The organism is Ensifer sp. CCNWLY38, from assembly GCF_037120565.1.
Lineage (GTDB): Bacteria > Pseudomonadota > Alphaproteobacteria > Rhizobiales > Rhizobiaceae > Ensifer > Ensifer adhaerens_H.
Genome location: NZ_JBBBBO010000019.1, coordinates 65,084 through 85,400 on the forward strand (window position 1 = coordinate 65,084; position 20,317 = coordinate 85,400).

The following is a 20,317-nucleotide window of genomic DNA, read 5'->3' on the forward strand; positions in this document are numbered from 1 at the left end:
CAAAGGGGTTGTCGCATGGCTCTTTCGCACCTTTCCCGCCTTGAGGCCGAAGCCATCCACACGATGAGAGAGGTTGCGGCAACGTTCAACAACCCCGTCCTGCTTTACTCCATCGGCAAGGATTCAAGCGTGCTGCTTCATCTGGCGATGAAGGCATTCTATCCTGCAAAGCCACCCTTTCCGTTGCTACACATCGACACGACCTGGAAATTCAAGGAGATGATAGCCTTCAGGGACCAGGTCGCAAGGAACAACGATCTCAGGCTGATCGTCCACACCAACGAGGATGGAGTTGCTCAGGGCATCAACCCGTTTGACCACGGCTCCAGCGTCCATACACACCTTATGAAGACGGTGGCGTTGCGCCAGGCACTCGAGACGCATCGTTTCGACGTAGCCGTCGCCGGCGCTAGGCGCGACGAGGAAAAATCCAGGGCGAAGGAACGGATATTCTCCCTGCGCACCGCCGGGCAGGCCTGGGATCCAAAGCGCCAGCGGCCCGAGATGTGGAAGACCTTCAACACCAGGCTCGGGCCAGGGGAAAGCATGCGGGTCTTTCCGCTTTCGAACTGGACCGAACTGGATGTCTGGCAATACGTACTACAGGAAGGCATCGCGGTCGTTCCGCTCTATTTTGCAGCCGAGCGTCCTGTCGTCGAACGGGAGGGCATGCTGATCATGGTGGACGATGATCGCATGCCGCTGAAGCCGGAAGAGGTTGTCAAACTGCGCCGGGTGCGTTTCCGCACCTTGGGCTGTTATCCGCTCACCGGTGCCATCCTGTCTACGGCGGCGACGGTTCCCGAGATCATCGAGGAAATGGTCTTCAGCCGCTCCTCCGAACGGCGCGACCGTCTTGTCGATCGCGACGAAGTTTCGGGCATGGAACGCAAGAAGCGGGAAGGATATTTCTGATGCATGGCGAACCTTCGGTGTTTTCGCCTGAAGCGGCGGCTCTTCGCGATATCGAGGAGAGCAAGTCACTCCTGCGCTTCATCACCTGTGGATCGGTGGACGACGGAAAATCTACGCTGATTGGCAGATTGCTCTACGACGGCGGGTTAATCCTCGATGATCAGGTGGCCGATCTCGTGCGGGAAAGCGAGAAACAGGGGAAGTCCGATCATCTCGACTATTCGTTGCTGCTTGACGGTCTGGAAACGGAGCGCGAACAGGGCATCACCATCGATGTCGCCTATCGTTACTTTTCCACCGCCAGACGCAAGTTCGTTGTCGCCGATACCCCCGGCCACGAGGAGTATACCCGTAACATGGTCACAGGTGCGTCAACGGCGGACCTGGCAATCATACTCGTCGACAGTCAGCACGGCATGCTGCCGCAGACCTGCCGCCATATCTATCTGGTTTCGCTTCTCGGCGTCCGCCACATCGTGGTTGCGATGAACAAGATCGATCTGATCGGTTACCGGTCAAGCATTTTCGAGGCCCTGCAGACGCATTACCGGAAATTCATGTCAACGCTCGGCTTTGAAAGCGTGGTGGCGATCCCCGTATCAGCGCGCTACGGCGACAACGTCACGTCCCGGTCCATCCACACACCATGGTATCGCGGGCCAAGCCTGCTTGAGTATCTCGAAACCGTCGATGTCGGCAGGGAAGTTGCCGATCGCCCATTCCGCTTCCCCATACAATGGGTCAATCGGCCCAATGCCGGGTTTCGCGGCTATTGCGGTGAGATCGCGTCCGGCAAGATAGCGGTCGGTGACCCCGTGACGGTGGCCAAGTCGGGGCAGAAGACGACGATCAAGTCGATCGTGACCTATGACGGAGAGATCGCAGCCGCCGAGGCCGGCCGGGCCGTGACACTGGTTTTGGGTGACGAGGTCGACGCCTCCCGCGGCAATATGCTGACGCCGCCCTCTGCACGCCCCTTCGTCGCCGATCAGTTGCAGGCCCACATTATCTGGTTCGACGCCAATCCTTTGCTTCCCGGGCGCAGCTATATCCTCAGAACCGAAACTGACAGCGTCAATGCCACGATCACCAAACTCAAGCACCGCATAAACGTCGGTAACTTCGCGCGCGAGGCGGCCAAATCTCTGGCGATGAACGAGATCGGCGTCTGCAATGTCTCAACGCAGGCGCCGATCGTCTTCGACGCCTTCAAAGACAACAAGACCACTGGCAACTTCGTCATCATCGATCGCCTGACCAACGACACGGTCGGCGCGGGCATGATCGACTTTCCGCTGCGGCGCGCAGCAAACGTTCACTGGCACGCGATGGACGTCAACAAGCAGGCACGAAGCGCGCAGAAGCAGCAGGCCCCGGCAGTCCTCTGGTTCACTGGACTCTCCGGCTCGGGAAAATCGACCATCGCCAACGCGCTCGACCGGATCCTCAATGCCCATGGCAGGCATACCTACATTCTTGATGGCGATAATGTCAGGCACGGGCTGAACAGGGATCTTGGGTTCACCGATGAGGACAGGGTGGAAAACATCCGGCGCGTCGCCGAGGTGGCGAAACTGATGTCGGATGCAGGACTTATCGTGTTGGTATCCTTCATCTCGCCGTTCCGCGACGAGCGTCGCATGGCACGCGAACTGATGGCCGAGGGCGAGTTCATCGAAATCTTCGTCGACACTCCAATCGAGGAATGTGCACGCCGCGACCCAAAGGGCCTCTATGAAAAAGCGCGCGCTGGCCAGATCGCCAATTTCACGGGCATCTCGTCTCCCTATGAGGAACCGGAGAACCCGGAACTGCGTCTCTCGACCATCGACACCGACCCGACCGAGCTCGCTCTGCAGATCGAAGATTTCCTTGCACGGAGGCAAATGCAATGAGCGCATTGTCCGCGCTTTTCGAGCAGACCGCGCTCGCGGCGGGGATTGCGGTTCTCGATGTTTACCACGCGAGTGCAAAGGCGCATGCAAAGGCGGATGGTTCGCCCGTGACCGAAGCCGACCTCAGGGCCGAAGAGGTGATCTTCGACAGCCTCGCCAAGGCTTCGCCCGACACCCCCATCGTCGGAGAGGAGGCGGCGGCCTCCGGAGGGGCACCGTGTGTAGAGGGCGGTTCCTTCTACCTGGTCGATCCGCTTGACGGCACCAAGGAGTTTATGGCGCGGCGACACGACTTCACGGTGAACATTGCCCTCATCGAGAATGGCAGGCCCCTTGCCGGGATCGTGTATGCACCCGCGCTGCGACGAGCCTATGTTGCCGCCGACGGTATGGCACAGCGGCTGGAGATCGATCGCTTCGGACATGTCAGTCATCGACACGAGATACATGCGCGTCGCCGTCAACCTTCGATCATTGCGGTTGCCAGCCGCAGCCATTCCTGTGCGGAGACGGAAATGTTTCTCGCACGGCATGGCGTTCAGAACTGCACCTCGATCGGTTCATCCCTTAAATTCTGTCTTCTTGCCGAGGGGCAGGCGGACGTCTATCCGCGGTTCGGGCGGACGATGGAATGGGACACTGCTGCCGGCGATGCGGTGCTCGCGGCTGCGGGAGGGACGGTGCTGCGCCTGGACGGCTCGCTCCTGAGGTACGGGAAATGCCGGCAGACGAGCGATTGCGATTTTGCAAACCCTCATTTCGTTGCCTGGGCAGCCTCTCCGCCGGAGGGCTGGTGTTGACCGGTCTCAACGTTTGCCGCTGTCGCATTGTCGCCGATCTGCATGCGCGCAAGCAGCAGCCGATTGACCAGCCTTACGTCGAACTTTTCTTCCGCCATTCGGCGTGATGCCTGTCCCATTGTTAAAATCGCCGCGCGGTCTTCGATGAAGGTCTCCATCGCCTCGACGAGAGACGAGACGTTGCGAGGTTCGATCAACAGGCCATTGACGCCGGGATCGACCGTCTGACGACATCCAGGCAGATCGGTAGTGATGATGGCGCGTCCGGTCGCCATCGCCTCCAATATGCTTCTGGGGATGCCCTCTCGGTAGTAGGAGGGCAAAACGAAGACGCTGCAATCGGCGAGATTTGCTCGCACATCTCGGGTGGCCCCAAGGTATTGTACAACGCCTTCCTGCTGCCAGATTGCCACGTCTCTTTTGTTGATCCCTGTGGGATTCGGATCGTAGTGGCCGAGCAACTGGAAGACGGCATCGGGATGGCGCGCGCGAATTGCCCGTGCGGCCGCGACATATTCCGGGATGCCCTTGTCGCGCAGGAGACGCGCGACCATGAGAAACACGATCGGTTGTAGCGGCGGCGTGGACGCGCGATAGCGATCAAGATCGACGCCCGATCCGGGCACCATCGATACGATCGAGTGATCGTCGACAAGCCGGCGTTCAGTGATGTCGGCAAGGTCCGCATCGTTGTATACGAAGACGGCTTTGGCCTTCTTGAAGGCGCATCGGTAAAGTCCGACACACATCCAGCGCATTAATTTGCGAACGACGCTTTCGTCTGGCTCTACCGCGAAAACGTGACCAAGGCCGGTGACGAGAAAGTATCCGTACGGCACGGAGCAGAGCCGCGCGGCGATGCCGCCGTAGATGATCGGTTTCATCGTATAGGGCAGGATCGCCGTTGGCCGCTCTTGCAGAAAGCGTCGTACCAGGACGGCGAGTGTCGCCAAATCCGCAAGCGGATTTACGCTCGCCCTCGACATCGGTATCCGGACGAACCGCACGCCGAGTGTATCCAATTCGTCTTCCACGATTGGATCGCGGTCGGGGGCCATGGCGACGACGTCAAACCCCGCCCTGATTAGGTCCTTCATCAAATCTCGACGAAAGTTCGTGAGCGATGAGGTCAGACTGGCAATTAAGACGATCTTCGCCCTTTGGGGTTCCAAATTGGATGTCAATGGTTGGGATGTGTTCATAGCCCATACCATGGGCGCCGCGTCGGGTTGGCGAAGGGCCGCCAGCCTGTTTGCCTTGCGGCTCGGATGGGCTGTTGGTCGAGGATCTCGTCATACAGCGAAAGATGGCTGTCGACGTAACATCTCAACGAAAATCGCTCGATGACGCGCCTTCGCGCCCGCTCGCCCAATTCGCGCCGGAGGTCTTGCGACAGGCAGAGGATCGATGCGGCGAGTTTGGCAAGGCCATCCGCATTCTTCGGCTCGACAACCAATTGCCGGTCGCCCACCAACCATGCGCAGTCTCCAACGTCGGTCGCGATTGCGGGCACGCCGCTGGCCATGGCTTCCGCCACGACCAGCGGAAATGCTTCGCCCCATGCAGACGAAAGCATGAACAGATCCAGACCCGGCATCAATCGATCGATATCGGCACGCGCCTTCGAAATGGTGATCATCGGCGTTATGCCGAGTTCTGCTGCGACGCGGGCGGTGCCCCCCTGCTCATGGCCATCGCCGATCAGGATGCCGTGGGCATCGAGCCCCATGCCGCGGAGCCCGGCAATCGCACGCACAAAGGAGCCGTGATCCTTCATGGGGTGAGCGCGGGCTATGTTGCCGACAAGAAGGCGTTCAGCGGGAAGGCGCAACGCGTCGCATAGATATCGCCGCGCATCAGCGCGTGGGTGAAATTGCTCGCAATCGACGCCATTGGGAATAATGCGCCGTTTGTCCGGCGCGAATCCCAGTGCCTCGTGCTGTTCGGCCGATACGCGCGAGCAATAGGAGATCGCGCTCGTGCGGCTGGAGAGCTCGACGCTCAGCCGGATCACAGCGCGTGTCATAAGCTTCTCCGAGGAGGGGTTGGCGATCGAGTGATGGATGCTCCAGATGACGGGCTGTCGCTCGCCCAGCAGCGAACCGACCGATGCGGCGACATTTCCGTGATACATCCATCCGTGTAAGAGGGCCGGTCGGGACGATCGGATGATCGCTCGCAGCTTGGCCAAGGCACGCGGCCCCGGTCGCGACTGGTGCATTTCAAGCGTCGCGACCTCAATATTGGCGTCGCGCATGTCGCGCGCAACCGGGCCGGGGCGCATGAGTGACAGCACGGAGGGGTCATAATGAGTAGCAGCGAGTTTTGCGCCAAAGCGCGCAAGCATATATTCCGCGCCGCCTACATTCAGCCCCGTGATTAAGTGGAGTACGGGGATCCCTGCCATTCTTGGCACCTCTCTTGCGCGGCCCCACGCCTACTGCCTTGCCCGGCCGGCAGGTTGCGGCCGCGCCACGCTTTTTTTCCCGATTGCGGCAACGCCGGAAGTAGTTCGGCGAGACGTTCTGCTCGCTGAAGCAGTCTCGTGCAGGATCTCGGCATTGGGCAGGAACTTCGCCATCGCCGCCACGACTGCTTCCACGTTACATCGTTCCGCATCACGCAGCATCCGATTAAAAGCCCTCTTCAGCACGTGTGAAGGCACCGCCTCAGGGACTGCTCCGAGCACGCCAGGGATGGGCGAGGGGATTCGTTTGTCGGTTGGATCAAAAAGCTCTTCGAACAGCTTTTCGCCGGGCCGGGCCCCAACGATTTCGATCATGATGTCCCTATCTGGCACGAAGCCTGCGAGCCTGATCATGCGTCGGGCGATGTCGATGATCTTCACGGGCTCGCCCATGTCGAGCACGAAGATTTCACCCTGGCCGATCTGCTGCTCGAAACCGTAAGCCGAGGCTTGTAGCGTCAGTTCCACCGCCTCCCGAACGGTCATGAAGAAGCGCGTCATTCGCGGGTCGGTGACCGTCAGCGGACCGCCCTTTGCCAGCTGATGCTTGAACAGCGGGATGAGTGACCCGCTGGATCCAAGTACGTTGCCGAAACGAACAGTCATGAAGCGCGGTCCCCGACCACCGGTGACGCCATCAAGATCAAGCGCCTGGCAGTATAGTTCGGCAAGCCGCTTCGTCATGCCCATGATGCTGGAGGAGTTCACCACCTTGTCAGTGGACACCTGGACCATTGCAAGCGCATTAAAGCGCTTGGCGGCATTCGCGACGTTCATGGTGCCGATGACGTTGGTAAGAACACCTTCGCAAGGATTGATCTGGACCATCGGGACGTGCTTCAGGGCCGCTGCGTGAAAGACCAATTCCGGCAGATGTGCTTCGAAGATCTCGTTGACCCGCTGGTCTCGCCGAACGCTGCAAAGACAATTTGAATGCCGCACATCGGGAAACTCTTCCTTCAGGCAGAGATCGATCGAGTAAAGATTGAATTCCGTGTTGTCGACCAGAACGATCTCAGCCGGCCCGCAGGCAGCGATCTGTCGCGTGAGTTCGCTGCCGATCGAACCGCCAGCTCCAGTGATAAGGACACGACGGCCGGCGATCAGCCGCCTGATGGCGTCGCTGTCCAGGGTTGCCTGGGGGCGCTCCAGCAGATCGGTCATTTCAATCGCGCGAAGTTCGTACGGGTTGTCGTTGCTTGTCTGCTTGAATTCGGTACCGCTTTGCAGCCGTGAAACCGCAATGCCTAGGCGTTCGGCGGCCTGCAGCAATTCGCCCGTCGCCGTATCGTCGAACGACGACAAAGGTTCAGTGAATACAATATGGCAGGGTTGCTTGCCTTCGGCCCTGAGATCGGCGACCACCTGTTCCAGGTCCTGAAGCCTGCCAGCGATGGGCACTCCATGTAGCATCAACCCGACCTGCGCTTCACTCGAGTCAAGACAAGCGACCGGGATATAGGGCGCCGTCGGGTCACGAAACAGTGCACGCAGATACAGGTCCGCGGCATTGCCGGCGCCAACCAGCAGCAACGGGACGCGGTGGCAATGGCCATCGGCGTCCGTCACTTCGGGTCGCTTGTTTTTGGCTGGCAGGAATTCGTCGGCGCGGAAACTCAACCGGGAGGTTGCAAGGAACGAAATAAGGAGCAGCGACTGCAGTGGCACGACCGTTCGCGGCATGTCAGTCAGACGGGTCGAGAAGAACAGAAGTGCGATGAGCACGAGCGAGGTCAGAACCACGGCACGGATAATAATCACGAGGTCGCTGACCGAACCGTACTTCCAATTCCGACTATAGAGGCCCGAGAGGGGGAACATGACGACGCAGACCGCCAGATATTGTGCGGAGGACCACGCCAGGACCTGCACGGTGTCGGGGCGATCATTGAGGCCCTGAGGGCCGTATCTCAGGAACAGGGCGACGAACAGCGCTATCGCTGCAGACGCAAGGTCCACGGCAAAAAGCGCCGCGTTTTTTTGCGCTCCTCGCGCCGCCGATTTCAGCTTGCGCATACCCATCTGCAGAAGTGCGACTGCTGCTTGCCGCACGGTTGCTGGGCTAGCCGAACTGTCGGCAACAATACGAGTATCGGTTAAACGAAATGGCCACGAGGCGCATAACGCCTTCACGGCGGTCGGAATTCGAAACATAACGCCTCTCCTTCGAAATGGCTTTTCTCATCCGGGCGCTCGCAGCGACCAGGCGAGTAATACAACCGAAAGTACTTGCGTTACTTGCGTTACCGTTGGCGAATGGCTTCGCCAGATCAAGGACCAAAAAAGTTTGGCGCTCGGACTGATCAGAGGCCGAGCGCCAATACCTTTCCTCGCTCGAGGAAATTCCAGAAAACACTTGAAATTTTGGCATGTAAATTAACGTTGAAGGATTAATCCTTTAGGATCGCAGAACAATACAGAAAGTCTATCAAGATAGATTTGAGTAGACAGGATCATTGACGATCAATGATTTAAGCTCTGAATTCCACTTTCGCTGGAGGCAGGAAGGGTTAGGCAAGGTTTCTAATAACCTGGTCGAGATCATCGAGTGTAAAGATTTGTGATTGCGCTTGATGCATCGGTGTGGGCGGTTCAGGATCATGAACACGGCCCGCGCGCAGAATCTGTACGGTTTTCCACCCCCTGGCCCGGGGCGTGACGAAGTCCTTGATGACGTTATCAGCCACATAGGTAAGTTGCGAAGGCGCCAAGCCCGACGAGGCCTCAATGGCTTCGAATGCTCTTGGATGCGGCTTGCGATAGGCGACACCCCATGCATCGGTGCAAAGGATCAGATGGGCCTTCTGCTCGAGACCAAGCGCCTTTAGCTTGGCGCGCTGGGTTGATACTGGTCCGTCCGTGATGATGCCGATGAAGTCGTTGCCAGAGAGACAAGACAAAAAACGGGGCACATCTGGGGCTAGCGAGATCGAAGGCCGATGGCCGCGGTAGAGGGCCACCATGTGTTCGACGAGAGACGGGTCGGCCTCCCCTGCCCTTTCGGCAAGCGCAAGATTGAAAATCTGGCCCCTGATACCCGCATCGAAGAGGCGCACGCAGTGCGCGGCAAAATCGATTTGTCCGGTTCTTTGCCGCCACCACTCTCCGACCGCCGCAAAGCCGCTCAGGACGAAGTCGTGCTCGAGATAAAGGGTGTCATCAAGGTCAAAGATGAGCCCTCGTGCGAAGGAGCTCATTTTCTCACCCCTCAAAAAAAGCCGCATCGTAGCGCAGCATCAGCACGCCATCGCGCCAATCGTCATTGGCGCTGAGCGGCAACGCAGCGACCTCCTCGAGCAACCACTGGGCGAAGCAAGCTCCGGCACGATCGGCGAGCGGATATCCACCGCCGAACCGCGCGTTAAGTTCGATGATCCGCAAGCCGCGGGTTGCATCGTCGATCGCCTGGATACAGAGCGCCCCCCGCGCATCGGGCAGCGCTTGCGCCATCCCCCGTGCGAGTTCAGGAAGCGTCGGCAGGCGCACGGTTCGCCCTTTCTCAACTTCGCCCGCCCGCACTGCGAGGCGTTCATGTGCAATGCATGAACGGACCACGCCGCTGACGTCGACGAAGAGATTGATGGTATATTCGGGGCCACGGAGATACTCCTGCACGATCATGGGCTCGACGCGGCCTTGAGGAAGCGCCGCCGGTCCGTGAACCACACTGATTGAGCGGCTGGCGCTGCCTGATCGGGGCTTGGCGAAAACCGGCCAAGACCAGTCGGCGATAGCTTCTCGTGCATTCTCCAGCGTATCCGTTTGCGGCACCGGGATGCCCGCCCCTCCGAGGGTCTGCATCGTGCGCAGCTTGTCCCGCGCTGTTTTCACCACCTCCGGAGGACTTACATGGACCCGTGTTCCGGCTTCGGCAAACCGTCTGGCATTGAGGGAAAATGGCAACAATTCGGGATCGATCGTTGGCACCACGAGATCGACGTTTTCCGCGCGGCAAATCCCGAAAACGGCGTCGATAAAGTCTTCGTCCAAGCAGCCAGGCACGGCGAATGCCCGATCGGCGGCATGACAGGCGGCGCTAAGATCCGGCCTCTGGTCACAAGCGATCACCCGGAGCGTCAAATCCAGCCGCTCGGCGGCGGCGCGAAAGCAATGGATGAGTTCGACCCGCCGCCCGGCAGATGAAATGAGTATGCACACCTCCCGCCTGCTCATTGCCTAAGCCTCCCCTGGCGCGCCTATCGTCCCATTATCCTTCGCCCCGGCCAAAACCCACCCGTGGATGGCCAGGCCTTATAGCTTGGCATGCACCGAGGGCTTCTCGCCCTGCCAGTTGGTGACCTCCAGGCAATTTCCGTCGCCGCACAGCACAAGGAAGCCGGCGTCCGTATGCGCCTGAACCTGGCCCGTCAGGCCAATATATTTGCCGGCGTCCGCTTGCACGACGGCCCGGATGATGCCGATCTTGCGGTCCCGGAAATAGGTGAATGCTCCGGGATACGGATCTCCCACCGCACGGATGAGGCGCTCGATCTCAGCGGCCGCGTTGCGCCAATCGATCAGGCCATCCTCGGCTTTGCGACGCGCGCAATAGCTGGCGTTGCATTCGTCCTGCTCGGTACCCCCAGTAGCACCGTTTTCAAGAAGATCGACCGCCTCGACGACCATTTCCGCTAGGTTGTGCGTGTGCTTGTCGTAGAGCGTGCGTGCGGTCTCACCGACTGCGACATTGAACAATCGTTGCAGCAGGATAGGCCCAGAATCCACGCCGTCGTCGAGCCAGAAGAGGGTCGATCCGGTAATCTTCTGATCGCAAAGTATCGTCCATGGTATCACGCCGCGTCCCCGAAACCGGGGTAAGGCCGCGGGGTGGAAGCCAAGGCAACCGCGAGGAGCGACATTCCGAAACTGCGTGCCGCAGATTTGCGACCAACCGATGACCAGAATGACATCGGGCGCAAATTGCCGCAGAGTTGCGATGGTGGCGGCGTCGTTGACATTGGCCGTTTCGACGACCTCGATCGCAGCCCGTCTCGCGATCGGCACCAGGTCCGCGTGATCTGAATGCCGACTTGCCTTGGCACCGGGAAGTGTCAGCAGCAGACCGGGCACCCGCCCTGCTGACACGAGCGCTTCAAGTGCGATCCTGGAACCTTCAACCGCCCCGACGAATGCAATGCGCATCAATATCAACTCCGTACCGCAGGAGAAACGTAAGCGGTGCGGCCCAACGGCGCGGAATAAAATTACATCATACTAGAATTGAGGCCAGCCGATTTTTGCGCCAAAGCTTCAAGCGCGGCTGCCCGCATCTTTTGTTGGCCATCCAAGGCCTCCGATGCAGAGGTGATCCGGTCTACCGGACACGGGGCTGACCGGCTGGCGATATCAGACGGGACGACCGTGTGGCCGGACGAGGTCAGAGCCCAGTTCCGTGGGAAAATTGGGTGATGAGCCTGACCAGTTCGACAGTGCCCTGTGGCTGCTAAAGCATTCAGATGTTGCAGCACAATTCCGATGACCTACCCCAAGGCCACCCCCTCACCGCCCGCGCCTTGGCGTCCCGGTGCGACTAGCAGCAACACGTTCCACGAACTCGGCTTTCACCGTCAAGCACAGAGCGGGAAACGCCGGCTTGTCCGGCGATATTCGCACCCCGACCGCCACGGCGAAGCGTAAGCAGCCGGGCTTTCCGCTTCCGCACAGTTGAATGCGATACGCCTGCCCAAAATCTCCTTCAGTTCGCCCCCATATATATTATAATTCTATTATATAAAGTTGGAGGGAAAGCCATGAAGGACACTGGGATCACTATGAACGCCGAGTTCCAGGGCAGCCCCGTCAGTGTATTGTCGAGTGACCCACTAATGGGCGCTTTCGAAATCACATGTTCGACAGGCGAAACAATCGAGGTATTGCTGGATCGCTACAGTGCGGAGGCATTGCTTTCGGCTCTGGCGCAATTCCTCGCTCACGATGAGGATGCACAGGAGTCTTGGCTGCAATGACAGACTTGGCTTGATTGGTGGAAGAAAAATGAAGGCTTAGCCTCTAGGACACGCCGAACGACGGAGAAACGTTCCGAGTAAGAACGTGGCTCTCTATGCCTTTCGGATCATGAAACCACTGAAGGCAATCAACGATAGCGAAGCCAGCCATCGGGCTCTTTGTGCTATGATCTAGCTGCGGGAGGAGGCCTATGGCAACCACAAGGGCCGATGTCGCCAACCGTTTGAGAAAGATCGTCGTCGAAGTTCTGGGTGTCAAAGCAACGGAGGTTCTGGACGACGCCTCGTTTGCCGATGATTTAGGAGCGGACTCGCTGGCGATTTCTCAACTGTCGATGATGATCGAGGAGGAGTTCGATGTATTCATCACGGATGAGTCACTCGGCAAACTCGTGACATTTGGCGACGCAGTCGAATTCATCATCGCATCCCAAATAATGACCTGATCAGATCCCACGGCATCCTCTGTGTGCTCCAGATCTCGACGTTCTGCGTCAGATTCGCTGACGTGATTGTTGGCCGCCCAGCCTCCGCCTGTGCTCGTCGCATCGTCGCATCGTCGCATCGTCGAAAGACCTACTTGATGTATTCGCTAGCTCTTCCATCCTTGCTAAAAGTTTCTGCCCTACCCGTTTGAACGGTCGCTGGCGATGAGGATTTGGGAGGTGGCCGGGAGGGCTGGCCGGCCCGTCGGGACACCAGCAAATCTTGACATCCTGCAAGTCGTTGAGCGACCGACGACATGCATGAACTGCTTCTTCAGGTCAGATAATTGGGCTTGGCTCCCACTTCTCGGGAATGGCCTGCCAGGTGATTGAAAGTCAAACGGGTAACGATGGTTCAGAGGTGGTGTCCCGGCTGACCGATAATTTTTTTTTTTGGGTCTCAGCCGTCTACACGCTCACCTCTCCGCAGTGAAAAGCCCGCAAGTTGGTTCGCGGGCTCCCACGCAATTTCTGGCAATCCGATTGCTGCCGAGACGAACTACTGCTGCGCCGGAGCGGTCTTTTGAAGTTCTGCCTGAACCTTCTTGGCGACTGCCGGATCGCTCTGTGCCGCTGTAAGAATTGCCGAATATTCTTCGACCGAAATGGCCGGCGAGGCTTTGACGGCTTCGACCATTTTCTTGCTGCCTTCGGTCTCCAGCTCCTTCTTCGCCGCCGCGTCCGATGTTGCTTCTATCTTTGCGGAATATTCCTGCCTGACCTTGTCGACCTGAAGATAGGCAACCGCAAAGGCTTCGATCTTTTGTTCGCTGATGACGGCCTCCGTGCCCTTGTTGTCGGCCTGTCCCTGCGCCGGCTCCGTCTCTTGTGCCTGAGCAATTTCAAAGGCAGATGCCGGACTGAAGACCATGAAGCTGAAGATTGCAGCCGTCAGCGATGCAATGGGCGTGTAACGAGTAATCATGTTCATTCCTCTATGATGTGCATGACGTCGCTGGCAGCGATACCGCCTGTCGATCGTCACTCACGTCGGCTGGATACCGAACGCGTCAGTGACGATGAAACGCTGGGAAGGGCTCGGTGCGGCGGTACCGGGGCAATTTGCTGACCATTGAACGGCAGCTTTATGGCTCACCCAACGCTTAAGCGCAGTGTCCGCGAAGTCGTAAAGGCGTCCGTGAGCCAACACCGCCGAATGACATTGACGTCATGCGCGCGGGGCCCTGTTGACGGCCCTCTCGCTTCTGCAGGGAAAAGCGATCGATTTGGAAAACGAGATGCGCGGGCTTCTGCGCAACTTCGGACTAAAGGTCGGCCGGACCGAAGGCGGCACATTCGAGAAGAGAGTACTCGAACTCGTCGACAGGGATGCTGAACTGGCAGAATTCATGGAGCCGCTACTCGCCGGACGCCGCAAGTTGCGAGAAGACCCGCTCTTGCCTACTGTCCCCATTTGTGGCGCCATCAACAATCTTCCCGCCGCAACCGCTTGGGGGCTCCTATGACTGACACACAGCCGGCGACGTTTGACCAGGTCCTGGCCGACCTGATCAATGGCCAAATTGAACTACGTCACACAAACGAACTTCGGGCAATTCTGTCGACCGGCAATGAGATCACGATGCACGGAACGTTTACCGTTGGGCGCGACTTCATCATCTACAAAACCGCAAAGGATGACAGCGGCAAGTGGGCAATGACGCCCTTTGCCCATATCGTGCAATTGATTATTTGACTCAGAGATTCCGGCGCCCACCTACTTGCGACCGCGCGCAAGAACTGTGGTACACTTGCGGGGTTGCCATGCGGCGACTGGATCCATCGATCCTTCCTTACCCGCACAGACCGTGAGGCCTCAAAGAGGGAACTCGCGCGCCTCATTGCCAGAAATACCGAACAATGGCGACGAATGCGATCCGGCATTCACTGCGCTCCAGTCAAGGAGGAATGCGCCATGTCAAACCGTCTAATGTTCTCGCTTGCTATCGTTTCCATGGGCATCCTGATGCTCTGGGCTTTCACCAGCCTCACGGACTACGAAACACCACCCAGCGCGACCAAAACCGACCGACTAGACAGCGTTCCGCGGTAGAGACGAACGCGCTATCGCGCAAAGGGAGGCGAGCTATGGGCAACGCCAGAGCCGACGTAGCCGGGCGCGTGACGAAGCTGATTATTGAGCTTCTCGGTGTGAAGGAGACTGGTCGTTGGCGTGTTCGAGAACATCCTTATGGTTGGCATCTTCGACATGAATACCAGGGTGTTTCATCGCTCAGTGGCGATTGCGGTCTTCCTTCGCGGGCTTTTCGGGATTCCCCTCGGGCTTGTCCGGCTTCCCCTCGGGCTTATGCGGCTTTTCCTCGGGCTTTTGCGGCTGTTCCTGCTCAACCTCGGGAGCAGGCTGCTCGATGACGGGCTGGCGTTCGAGATCCTCCTGGAACACCGTCGCAAGGCTGCAGCCACCCCCGCCCAGCCCAGCGCTCCGGACAGTCGTTGCCCACCGGAGAGGAAAGGAAGGGCTTGTGCATTGCCTAGTGATTTCAATGTATTGCGACTGACTCTTCTCGGATCGCTGATGCCGCCGCCAGGCTTGGCGACGACGCAGTCGCAACGCTGCGTCAATTGCCGGCAGCCGCCGGCGCCACAGAAGCTTGCGGCGCCGCTCAAAAGCACGACGGCGGTGGTGCCGTCACGGCCGACATAAAAATCGAAGGCGGTGCCGCGAACACCGATCGTGCCGGCCGGCGTGACGATTTGATAGGCGTTGTGCCCGGACTTGCCGCTGATCCAGCGGAACGTGCCCTTGGCGGCCATGATCGTCAGTTTCTTCACCGATTTCGTGTCGTCATAAACGAACTTGTCGATGACCACGGACGAGCCCCACCCGACCGCAAGCTTGGTGCCATCCTGGAAGACGAACTGGCCAAGACCGGACTTCGATGTCGAAATCCGTTCGTCCATGTAGACCGGGTCCTTGACCGCGATCGGACCGCGTGCGCCGCTGACTGACGTGCGGATCTGCACCGCCTGGCCGACAGGCTCGGCGGCGATGGTCGGACTGAACGACACGGGACAAAATGCGATGAGCGCGGCACCACGCAAGCAGGACATGGCACCCTCCAAAGCACATTATAGGTACATCTTACGAGAGCTGGTGTCTTGTCGCCCAATCGAGGTAGCGCGGCGCCATGCGGCCCGCGCTCCTCCGATCCAATTGACATCCATTAAACGCATTCCGTTCGATATAATCGCAGTTGAAACGACGCCTGCCTGACACCAGCTACGCATCCGCTGCGGGCAGCTTTTTCCGCCGAGACCCTCTCCAAATCACTCGTTTGGGGTATGGCAAATATCGCGCTCGGCGCTTAGAACCCGGCGCACGGTGGCAGCCGTTGGGATATTCGGTGCGCCGATACGAGGCGGTGCATTCGAATATCCCTCGCCTGTCCTCAGCCGATCAAGCGGCACCTCACGCTGGCTCAGCCTCATGAGATCCGTTAGACATCGAGTTCGTCTACAAGCCGTGCAGGAAGATGACAGCGCGTCCGGCATGTGCCACTGGCGCGGGGATCGCGGCGGGCGATGTCGGCGAAGGACTTTCGCCCCGGCGAACTGAACATGCGCCCTTCTAACCCACAGTCAGCTTATTGCAGAAACCTCGCGCAGCCACTCAATGAACAGCCGCCCACTTTCCTTTTTTGGCTTCCTCGTCGGCACTACAACAAAATAGGCCGCCCTGGTGCGGATGGACGCTTCGGTAAGGCGGACCAAGCGGGTTTGCTGGATAAGGTCGGCGACCAGGCGATTCCAACCGAGCGCAATGCCTTGCCCGTTCATTGCGGCATAAATGGCCTCCGTGTAGAAGCTGCATCGTAGGCCGCGGGCCTTTTTCGGCGCCTTCACGGAAAAGGCCGCAAGCCATTCGTCCCAACCTGTCCAGGTCGGGTCGTCGATATCGCTCGTTATTAGGGGATGACCAACAAGATCTTGCGGCGTGCGGATCGGGTCGGCCGTGAGTAGATAATCAGCGCTGCAAATCGGAAAAACTTCGTCCTCAAACAGGAGCTCCGCCTGACCGTCCGACCAAGTGCCGGTCCCATAACGGATCGCCAAGTCCACATCGCTTGCCTCGATGCTTGTTCGGGCATCCTGCGTGATGATGCGAAGTTTGATTTCGGGATGGGCACGAGAAAACGCGGCGATCCTTGGCAGAAGCCAGAAGTGCGAGAAGGAGATGGTCGCCGAGATGGCCAACTCGTCATCCGGGCCGTCCGACCGGAGATCGGCGACGGTGTCGGCAATAAGGTTGAATGCGTCGCCAGCCGCTGCTGACAGCAGCTTGCCCTTCTCCGTCAATTCGATCTTGCGGTAGAGCCGCCGAAACAAGGGAAAACCAAAATCTTCTTCCAGCAAATGGATTTGCCGGCTTACGGCAGCCTGGGTCACGCCGAGCTCCGTCGCCGCGCGCGTGAAGCTGGACAAACGGGCCGCCGCTTCAAATGCCGTCAAGGCGGTGAGCGGCGGCAGTTTCTTCCTCAGGTTCGCCATCTTACTTCCATTACATTTGGTAATGTCATCCGCGTATATTTATGCCGTTGAGCGACCAGAATAGCTGAGCGATCCTGCCTTTCAGCCCATCGGCCTCGATCGGAACATAAGGTGGAATTATGCTGCAGACATTTGCTTCTCCCATATCAGCCCTCCTGGATGCAAGAGCCGAGGGACATTCCCTTCCGGCCGGCCTTTACACACGCGAGGACGTGTTCGAGGCAGATCTCGAGGTGTTCTTCCGCCGCCACTGGATCTGTATCGGCCTTGAATGTGATGTGCCGGAACCGGGCGATGCAACGGTCGTCGATATCGGCAAGACGAGCCTCATCCTCCTGCGCGACGATGATGGCGAGATCCGCGTCATGCACAATGTCTGCCGCCACCGCGGCGCACGCCTACTGGATGCCGGAAAGACGATCGTTTCGAAGCTCGTCTGTCCCTACCACACCTGGACCTATGAACTGACGGGCGAGCTGACCTATGCCCCCCATATGGGCAAGGGCTTCGACAAGGAATGCCGCAGCCTCAAGCCGGTGACCTTCAAATCGGTCGGCGGCCTGATCTATGCCTGCCTGTCAGACAATCCGCCCGAAGATATCGACCGCCTCGTCGAAATCATGGCCGAACGCCTTGCACCCTACGACATCAGAAACGCCAAGGTCGCGTACGAATCCGATGTGATCGAGCAGGGCAATTGGAAACTCACAATCGAGAACAATCGCGAGTGTTACCATTGTTCGGCCAATCATCCCGAACTCTGCGTCTCCTTCGTCGACCTTGATTTCGGCTTCGACCCGGAGGCATTGAGCCCGGAAGATCGAGCCCTGGCCGAAGAGCACCTCTCGCTCTACGAAGAGCGTACCAGACTATGGGAGGCCGACGGCTATCCGTCGGCGGCCGTCGAGCAACTGGTGGACTGCACCACCAATTTTCGCACACAGCGATTGATCATTTCAGGTGCCGGCGAATCCCAGACCCCTGATGCAACGGCCGCCTCGGCAAAGCTGCTTGGAACAATGTCGCGCAAGGATCTCGGTGACACGCATCTCTGGGGTCACAACAGCTGGAACCACTTCATGGGCGATCACGCGGTTGTTGCGATCGTCGTACCGATCTCGGCGGACAAGACGCTCGTGCGCACGAAGTGGCTCGTGCGCAAGGACGCTGTTGAAGGCGTCGACTATGATCTCGAAAAACTGACCAACGTCTGGATCGCAACGACCGACCAGGACGCCGCGCTCGTCGCCCGCTCGCACGCCGGCGTCGAGGATCCGGCCTATGTGCCGGGCCCCTACTCGCCCTTCTCCGAAACCAACCTCGACAAGTTCGCGTCGTGGTACATCGACCGGATGCGCGCCCATGGATACTAAGTGCACCTTTTCTCTGGCGGAGCGTCTTGGACCCGCCGGTTTGTGGAACCGCGACACCGACGAAGATCTGGTCTGTGTCGATGTCCACCAGGAAACGCACGACGTAAGGACATTCACCTTCGCGTCCCCCGAGGGCAAGCATTTTGCCTTTGAAGCCGGCCAATACTTCCTGTTCGACCTCGATATTGACGGCGAACCGGAAAGCCGTTGCTACAGCATCTCGTCGTCGCCGAAGCGCAGCAATGCGTTTTCGGTCACGGTCAAGCGCGTAGCCGGCGGCAAGATCTCGAACTGGCTTCATGACAACCTGACGGTCAACGCCAAGGTCAAGGCGAACGGTCCCCTCGGTCATTTCACGCGCCCGAACGCGAGGAAATATCTGTTTCTGTCAGGAGGTTCAGGGATCACGCCGGTCATGGCGATGGTCCGCGAGTTGGCCGATACGTGCGAGCCTGCCGACGTCGTCTTCATGCATGCGGCACGCACCCCGAAGGACCTGGTCTTTCGCGACGAACTCGCCAATCTTGCAAATCGGATCAAAGGTCTCCGCCTGCAATTTTTACCGGAAGTCGTTTCCAGCGAGGCGAACTGGCCCAGCCTGACGGGGCGGATTTCGCCTGCGTATATGAAACTAGCGGTTCCAGATCTAGCCGAGCGCGTCGTCCTGTGTTGCGGCCCGGCGCCGTTCATGGCGGCTGCACGCGCGATCTCTACGGAACTGGGCGTTCCTCCGTCAAATTACATCGAGGAGAGCTTCGATGCGGCCGTGATCGACGACGTGGATGTTCCCGTCATCGAAGAGCCGGCCACCCGAACGTTCCAGGTCGAATTTTCCAAACAGGATCGCAAGATCGAGGTTGCGGAAGAACAGACCGTGCTCTCCTGCGCGAAGAAGGCCGGAGTGAAACTACCGTCATCCTGTTCGAACGGCGTCTGCGGCACGTGCAAGTCAAAGCTCATATCCGGCTCGGTCGAGATGAACCACAATGGCGGCATCCGGCAGCGTGAGATCGACGCCGGGCTCTTCCTGCCCTGTTGTTCGAAGCCGCTGAGCGACCTCGTCATCGATCGCTAGGCTGCGGGGAAATGATCCGGCCCAGCCACTGGCTGGACCGGGAAATCTCATGCTTTGAGCACACCGCTCTTCTTCGCGGTCCAGGTGGCGATAACGTCCATCAGGACGGGATTGAGGCAGTCGTAGGGCTCGATGCCCAGTTCGCGTAACCGGGCGCGCATGCCGTCCATTCCGGCTGGGTCGTAGCCGCTCTCGATGATCGAGGAAACGAAGGCGGCAAAGCCCGGCTTCGCCCAGCCCGTTTCCTCAAACCGTTCCGGATGCAGGAAGGAAAGCCCCTTGAAGGCGTGATCGCGTTCGACGGGACCGTACATGTGCACGCCGCAGTCCTTGCAGGCATGCCGTTGGATCAGCGCCGCCGGGTCCACGACCGCCAGCTTGTCGCCGTTTTCGAGTACCTCGACGTTGGCCGTCGGCGCCACGGCGACGACCGAGAAGACAGCGCCGTCGGGCTTCCAGCATTTGGTGCAGCCGCAGGCGTGGTTGTGGGCGATGTCGCCCTTGACGCGGACCTTTACGGGATTGCTCGTGCAGTTGCAGACGAGCGTGCCACCGGAAAAGGCAGCGTCTGTCGCCCTGAATCCAGAATCGAGGGATGGATGGATGGCAATGCTTGGCATGGGCTTCTCCTCCTTTTCGCCGGCGCACAATGCCCGGCTGCTCGCTGGCCCCGCCGGCTCGGTCGCGCGGCGGTGCCGTAGATGCATTGCAGTCAGTAGGCGGTCTTGAACCCGTGCTCAGTATATCACCACGCTGCGGATGCTTTCGCCGGAATGCATCAGCTCGAAGCCCTTGTTGATGTCTTCGAGCGGCATGGTGTGGGTGATCATCG

The 20,317-nt window shown here is 59.0% G+C and carries 18 protein-coding genes and 2 pseudogenes; 10 read left to right on the forward strand and 10 right to left on the reverse strand.

Translation table 11 applies throughout. The features are described from left to right. The first annotated feature begins 15 nt into the window (after positions 1-15). Genes cysD through cysQ form a run of 3 tightly spaced genes read left to right on the forward strand, consistent with a single transcriptional unit; the run spans position 16 to position 3,610 of the window. A complete protein-coding gene (gene cysD / locus V7S54_RS30355; protein ID WP_336409681.1) occupies positions 16-915 on the forward strand; it encodes a sulfate adenylyltransferase subunit CysD in 900 nt (299 codons plus the stop codon). Further along, a complete protein-coding gene (gene cysC, locus V7S54_RS30360; protein ID WP_336409682.1) occupies positions 915-2,810 on the forward strand; it encodes an adenylyl-sulfate kinase in 1,896 nt (631 codons plus the stop codon). The genes cysD and cysC overlap by 1 nt, the downstream gene beginning before the upstream one ends. Beyond that, on the forward strand, positions 2,807-3,610 hold the full coding sequence (gene cysQ, locus V7S54_RS30365) for a 3'(2'),5'-bisphosphate nucleotidase CysQ (protein ID WP_336409683.1): 804 nt from the start codon (positions 2,807-2,809) through the stop codon (positions 3,608-3,610). The genes cysC and cysQ overlap by 4 nt, the downstream gene beginning before the upstream one ends. Here the strand turns inward: cysQ and V7S54_RS30370 are convergent. The 6 genes from V7S54_RS30370 to V7S54_RS30395 form a co-directional block, all read right to left on the reverse strand. Beyond that, positions 3,565-4,812: a glycosyltransferase family 4 protein gene (locus tag V7S54_RS30370; RefSeq protein ID WP_336409684.1), complete on the reverse strand. Its 1,248-nt coding sequence runs from the start codon at positions 4,810-4,812 to the stop codon at positions 3,565-3,567. The genes cysQ and V7S54_RS30370 overlap by 46 nt on opposite strands. Beyond that, positions 4,809-6,017: a glycosyltransferase gene (locus V7S54_RS30375; RefSeq protein ID WP_336409685.1), complete on the reverse strand. Its 1,209-nt coding sequence runs from the start codon at positions 6,015-6,017 to the stop codon at positions 4,809-4,811. The genes V7S54_RS30370 and V7S54_RS30375 overlap by 4 nt, the downstream gene beginning before the upstream one ends. 30 nt (positions 6,018-6,047) lie before the next feature. Continuing rightward, on the reverse strand, positions 6,048-8,099 hold the full coding sequence (locus tag V7S54_RS30380) for a nucleoside-diphosphate sugar epimerase/dehydratase (RefSeq protein WP_336409698.1): 2,052 nt from the start codon (positions 8,097-8,099) through the stop codon (positions 6,048-6,050). Positions 8,100-8,587: 488 nt separating this feature from the next. After that, entirely contained in the window at positions 8,588-9,274 is a 687-nt protein-coding gene (locus V7S54_RS30385) for an HAD family hydrolase (RefSeq protein ID WP_336409686.1), read from the reverse strand. A 4-nt stretch (positions 9,275-9,278) separates the two neighbouring features. Continuing rightward, positions 9,279-10,250 (reverse strand): ATP-grasp domain-containing protein, encoded by a 972-nt coding sequence (locus V7S54_RS30390; RefSeq protein ID WP_065377201.1) that lies wholly within the window; start codon positions 10,248-10,250, stop codon positions 9,279-9,281. A gap of 78 nt (positions 10,251-10,328) precedes the next feature. Then, entirely contained in the window at positions 10,329-11,219 is an 891-nt protein-coding gene (locus V7S54_RS30395) for a methionyl-tRNA formyltransferase (RefSeq protein ID WP_336409687.1), read from the reverse strand. Between the two features lie 608 nt (positions 11,220-11,827). Here V7S54_RS30395 and V7S54_RS30400 point away from each other — a divergent pair. Both V7S54_RS30400 and V7S54_RS30405 read left to right on the forward strand, forming a co-directional pair. Then, the gene (locus V7S54_RS30400) at positions 11,828-12,043 is read left to right on the forward strand and encodes a hypothetical protein (protein WP_065377199.1); all 216 of its coding nucleotides are present in this window, start codon (positions 11,828-11,830) and stop codon (positions 12,041-12,043) included. A gap of 191 nt (positions 12,044-12,234) precedes the next feature. Further along, positions 12,235-12,489, forward strand: coding sequence for an acyl carrier protein (locus tag V7S54_RS30405; RefSeq protein WP_336409688.1), 255 nt, complete (start codon positions 12,235-12,237; stop codon positions 12,487-12,489). A 538-nt stretch (positions 12,490-13,027) separates the two neighbouring features. Here V7S54_RS30405 and V7S54_RS30410 read toward each other — a convergent pair. Next, positions 13,028-13,453: a DUF4168 domain-containing protein gene (locus V7S54_RS30410; RefSeq protein WP_336409699.1), complete on the reverse strand. Its 426-nt coding sequence runs from the start codon at positions 13,451-13,453 to the stop codon at positions 13,028-13,030. Positions 13,454-13,703: 250 nt separating this feature from the next. Between V7S54_RS30410 and V7S54_RS30415 the strand changes: the two are divergent. The 3 genes and pseudogenes from V7S54_RS30415 to V7S54_RS30425 form a co-directional block, all read left to right on the forward strand. After that, a pseudogene (locus V7S54_RS30415) lies at positions 13,704-13,916 on the forward strand (IS110 family transposase); the annotation flags it as partial. A gap of 74 nt (positions 13,917-13,990) precedes the next feature. Next, positions 13,991-14,224 (forward strand): hypothetical protein, encoded by a 234-nt coding sequence (locus V7S54_RS30420; protein ID WP_065377226.1) that lies wholly within the window; start codon positions 13,991-13,993, stop codon positions 14,222-14,224. Positions 14,225-14,443: 219 nt separating this feature from the next. Continuing rightward, on the forward strand, positions 14,444-14,581 hold the full coding sequence (locus V7S54_RS30425) for a hypothetical protein (RefSeq protein ID WP_176707626.1): 138 nt from the start codon (positions 14,444-14,446) through the stop codon (positions 14,579-14,581). 180 nt (positions 14,582-14,761) lie between these two features. On the opposite strand, the pseudogene V7S54_RS30430 reads toward V7S54_RS30425, so the two are convergent. Together V7S54_RS30430 and V7S54_RS30435 are read right to left on the reverse strand one after the other, a co-directional pair. Continuing rightward, a pseudogene (locus V7S54_RS30430) lies at positions 14,762-15,600 on the reverse strand (FecR domain-containing protein). A gap of 528 nt (positions 15,601-16,128) precedes the next feature. Beyond that, entirely contained in the window at positions 16,129-17,037 is a 909-nt protein-coding gene (locus V7S54_RS30435) for a LysR substrate-binding domain-containing protein (protein ID WP_336409690.1), read from the reverse strand. A gap of 119 nt (positions 17,038-17,156) precedes the next feature. On the opposite strand from V7S54_RS30435, the gene V7S54_RS30440 reads away from it, so the two are divergent. Both V7S54_RS30440 and V7S54_RS30445 read left to right on the forward strand, forming a co-directional pair. After that, positions 17,157-18,410, forward strand: coding sequence for an aromatic ring-hydroxylating oxygenase subunit alpha (locus tag V7S54_RS30440; protein WP_336409691.1), 1,254 nt, complete (start codon positions 17,157-17,159; stop codon positions 18,408-18,410). Continuing rightward, positions 18,400-19,485: an FAD-binding oxidoreductase gene (locus V7S54_RS30445; RefSeq protein WP_336409692.1), complete on the forward strand. Its 1,086-nt coding sequence runs from the start codon at positions 18,400-18,402 to the stop codon at positions 19,483-19,485. The genes V7S54_RS30440 and V7S54_RS30445 overlap by 11 nt, the downstream gene beginning before the upstream one ends. A 47-nt stretch (positions 19,486-19,532) precedes the next feature. On the opposite strand, the gene gfa is transcribed toward V7S54_RS30445, so the two are convergent. Beyond that, positions 19,533-20,105 carry an S-(hydroxymethyl)glutathione synthase gene (gfa, locus tag V7S54_RS30450; protein WP_336409693.1) on the reverse strand — a complete coding sequence of 191 codons (573 nt, stop codon included), beginning with the start codon at positions 20,103-20,105 and terminating at the stop codon, positions 19,533-19,535. Positions 20,106-20,317: the final 212 nt, after the last annotated feature.

Bases quoted from the DNA above. Each gene is read 5' to 3' on its own strand.
- cysD (WP_336409681.1), top strand. From the start codon at position 16: ATGGCTCTTTCGCACCTTTCCCGCCTTGAGGCCGAAGCCATCCACACG.
- cysC (WP_336409682.1), top strand. From the start codon at position 915: ATGCATGGCGAACCTTCGGTGTTTTCGCCTGAAGCGGCGGCTCTTCGC.
- cysQ (WP_336409683.1), top strand. From the start codon at position 2,807: ATGAGCGCATTGTCCGCGCTTTTCGAGCAGACCGCGCTCGCGGCGGGG.
- V7S54_RS30370 (WP_336409684.1), bottom strand. From the start codon at position 4,812: ATGAACACATCCCAACCATTGACATCCAATTTGGAACCCCAAAGGGCG.
- V7S54_RS30375 (WP_336409685.1), bottom strand. From the start codon at position 6,017: ATGGCAGGGATCCCCGTACTCCACTTAATCACGGGGCTGAATGTAGGC.
- V7S54_RS30380 (WP_336409698.1), bottom strand. From the start codon at position 8,099: ATGGGTATGCGCAAGCTGAAATCGGCGGCGCGAGGAGCGCAAAAAAAC.
- V7S54_RS30385 (WP_336409686.1), bottom strand. From the start codon at position 9,274: ATGAGCTCCTTCGCACGAGGGCTCATCTTTGACCTTGATGACACCCTT.
- V7S54_RS30390 (WP_065377201.1), bottom strand. From the start codon at position 10,250: ATGAGCAGGCGGGAGGTGTGCATACTCATTTCATCTGCCGGGCGGCGG.
- V7S54_RS30395 (WP_336409687.1), bottom strand. From the start codon at position 11,219: ATGCGCATTGCATTCGTCGGGGCGGTTGAAGGTTCCAGGATCGCACTT.
- V7S54_RS30400 (WP_065377199.1), top strand. From the start codon at position 11,828: ATGAAGGACACTGGGATCACTATGAACGCCGAGTTCCAGGGCAGCCCC.
- V7S54_RS30405 (WP_336409688.1), top strand. From the start codon at position 12,235: ATGGCAACCACAAGGGCCGATGTCGCCAACCGTTTGAGAAAGATCGTC.
- V7S54_RS30410 (WP_336409699.1), bottom strand. From the start codon at position 13,453: ATGATTACTCGTTACACGCCCATTGCATCGCTGACGGCTGCAATCTTC.
- V7S54_RS30420 (WP_065377226.1), top strand. From the start codon at position 13,991: ATGACTGACACACAGCCGGCGACGTTTGACCAGGTCCTGGCCGACCTG.
- V7S54_RS30425 (WP_176707626.1), top strand. From the start codon at position 14,444: ATGTCAAACCGTCTAATGTTCTCGCTTGCTATCGTTTCCATGGGCATC.
- V7S54_RS30435 (WP_336409690.1), bottom strand. From the start codon at position 17,037: ATGGCGAACCTGAGGAAGAAACTGCCGCCGCTCACCGCCTTGACGGCA.
- V7S54_RS30440 (WP_336409691.1), top strand. From the start codon at position 17,157: ATGCTGCAGACATTTGCTTCTCCCATATCAGCCCTCCTGGATGCAAGA.
- V7S54_RS30445 (WP_336409692.1), top strand. From the start codon at position 18,400: ATGGATACTAAGTGCACCTTTTCTCTGGCGGAGCGTCTTGGACCCGCC.
- gfa (WP_336409693.1), bottom strand. From the start codon at position 20,105: ATGCCAAGCATTGCCATCCATCCATCCCTCGATTCTGGATTCAGGGCG.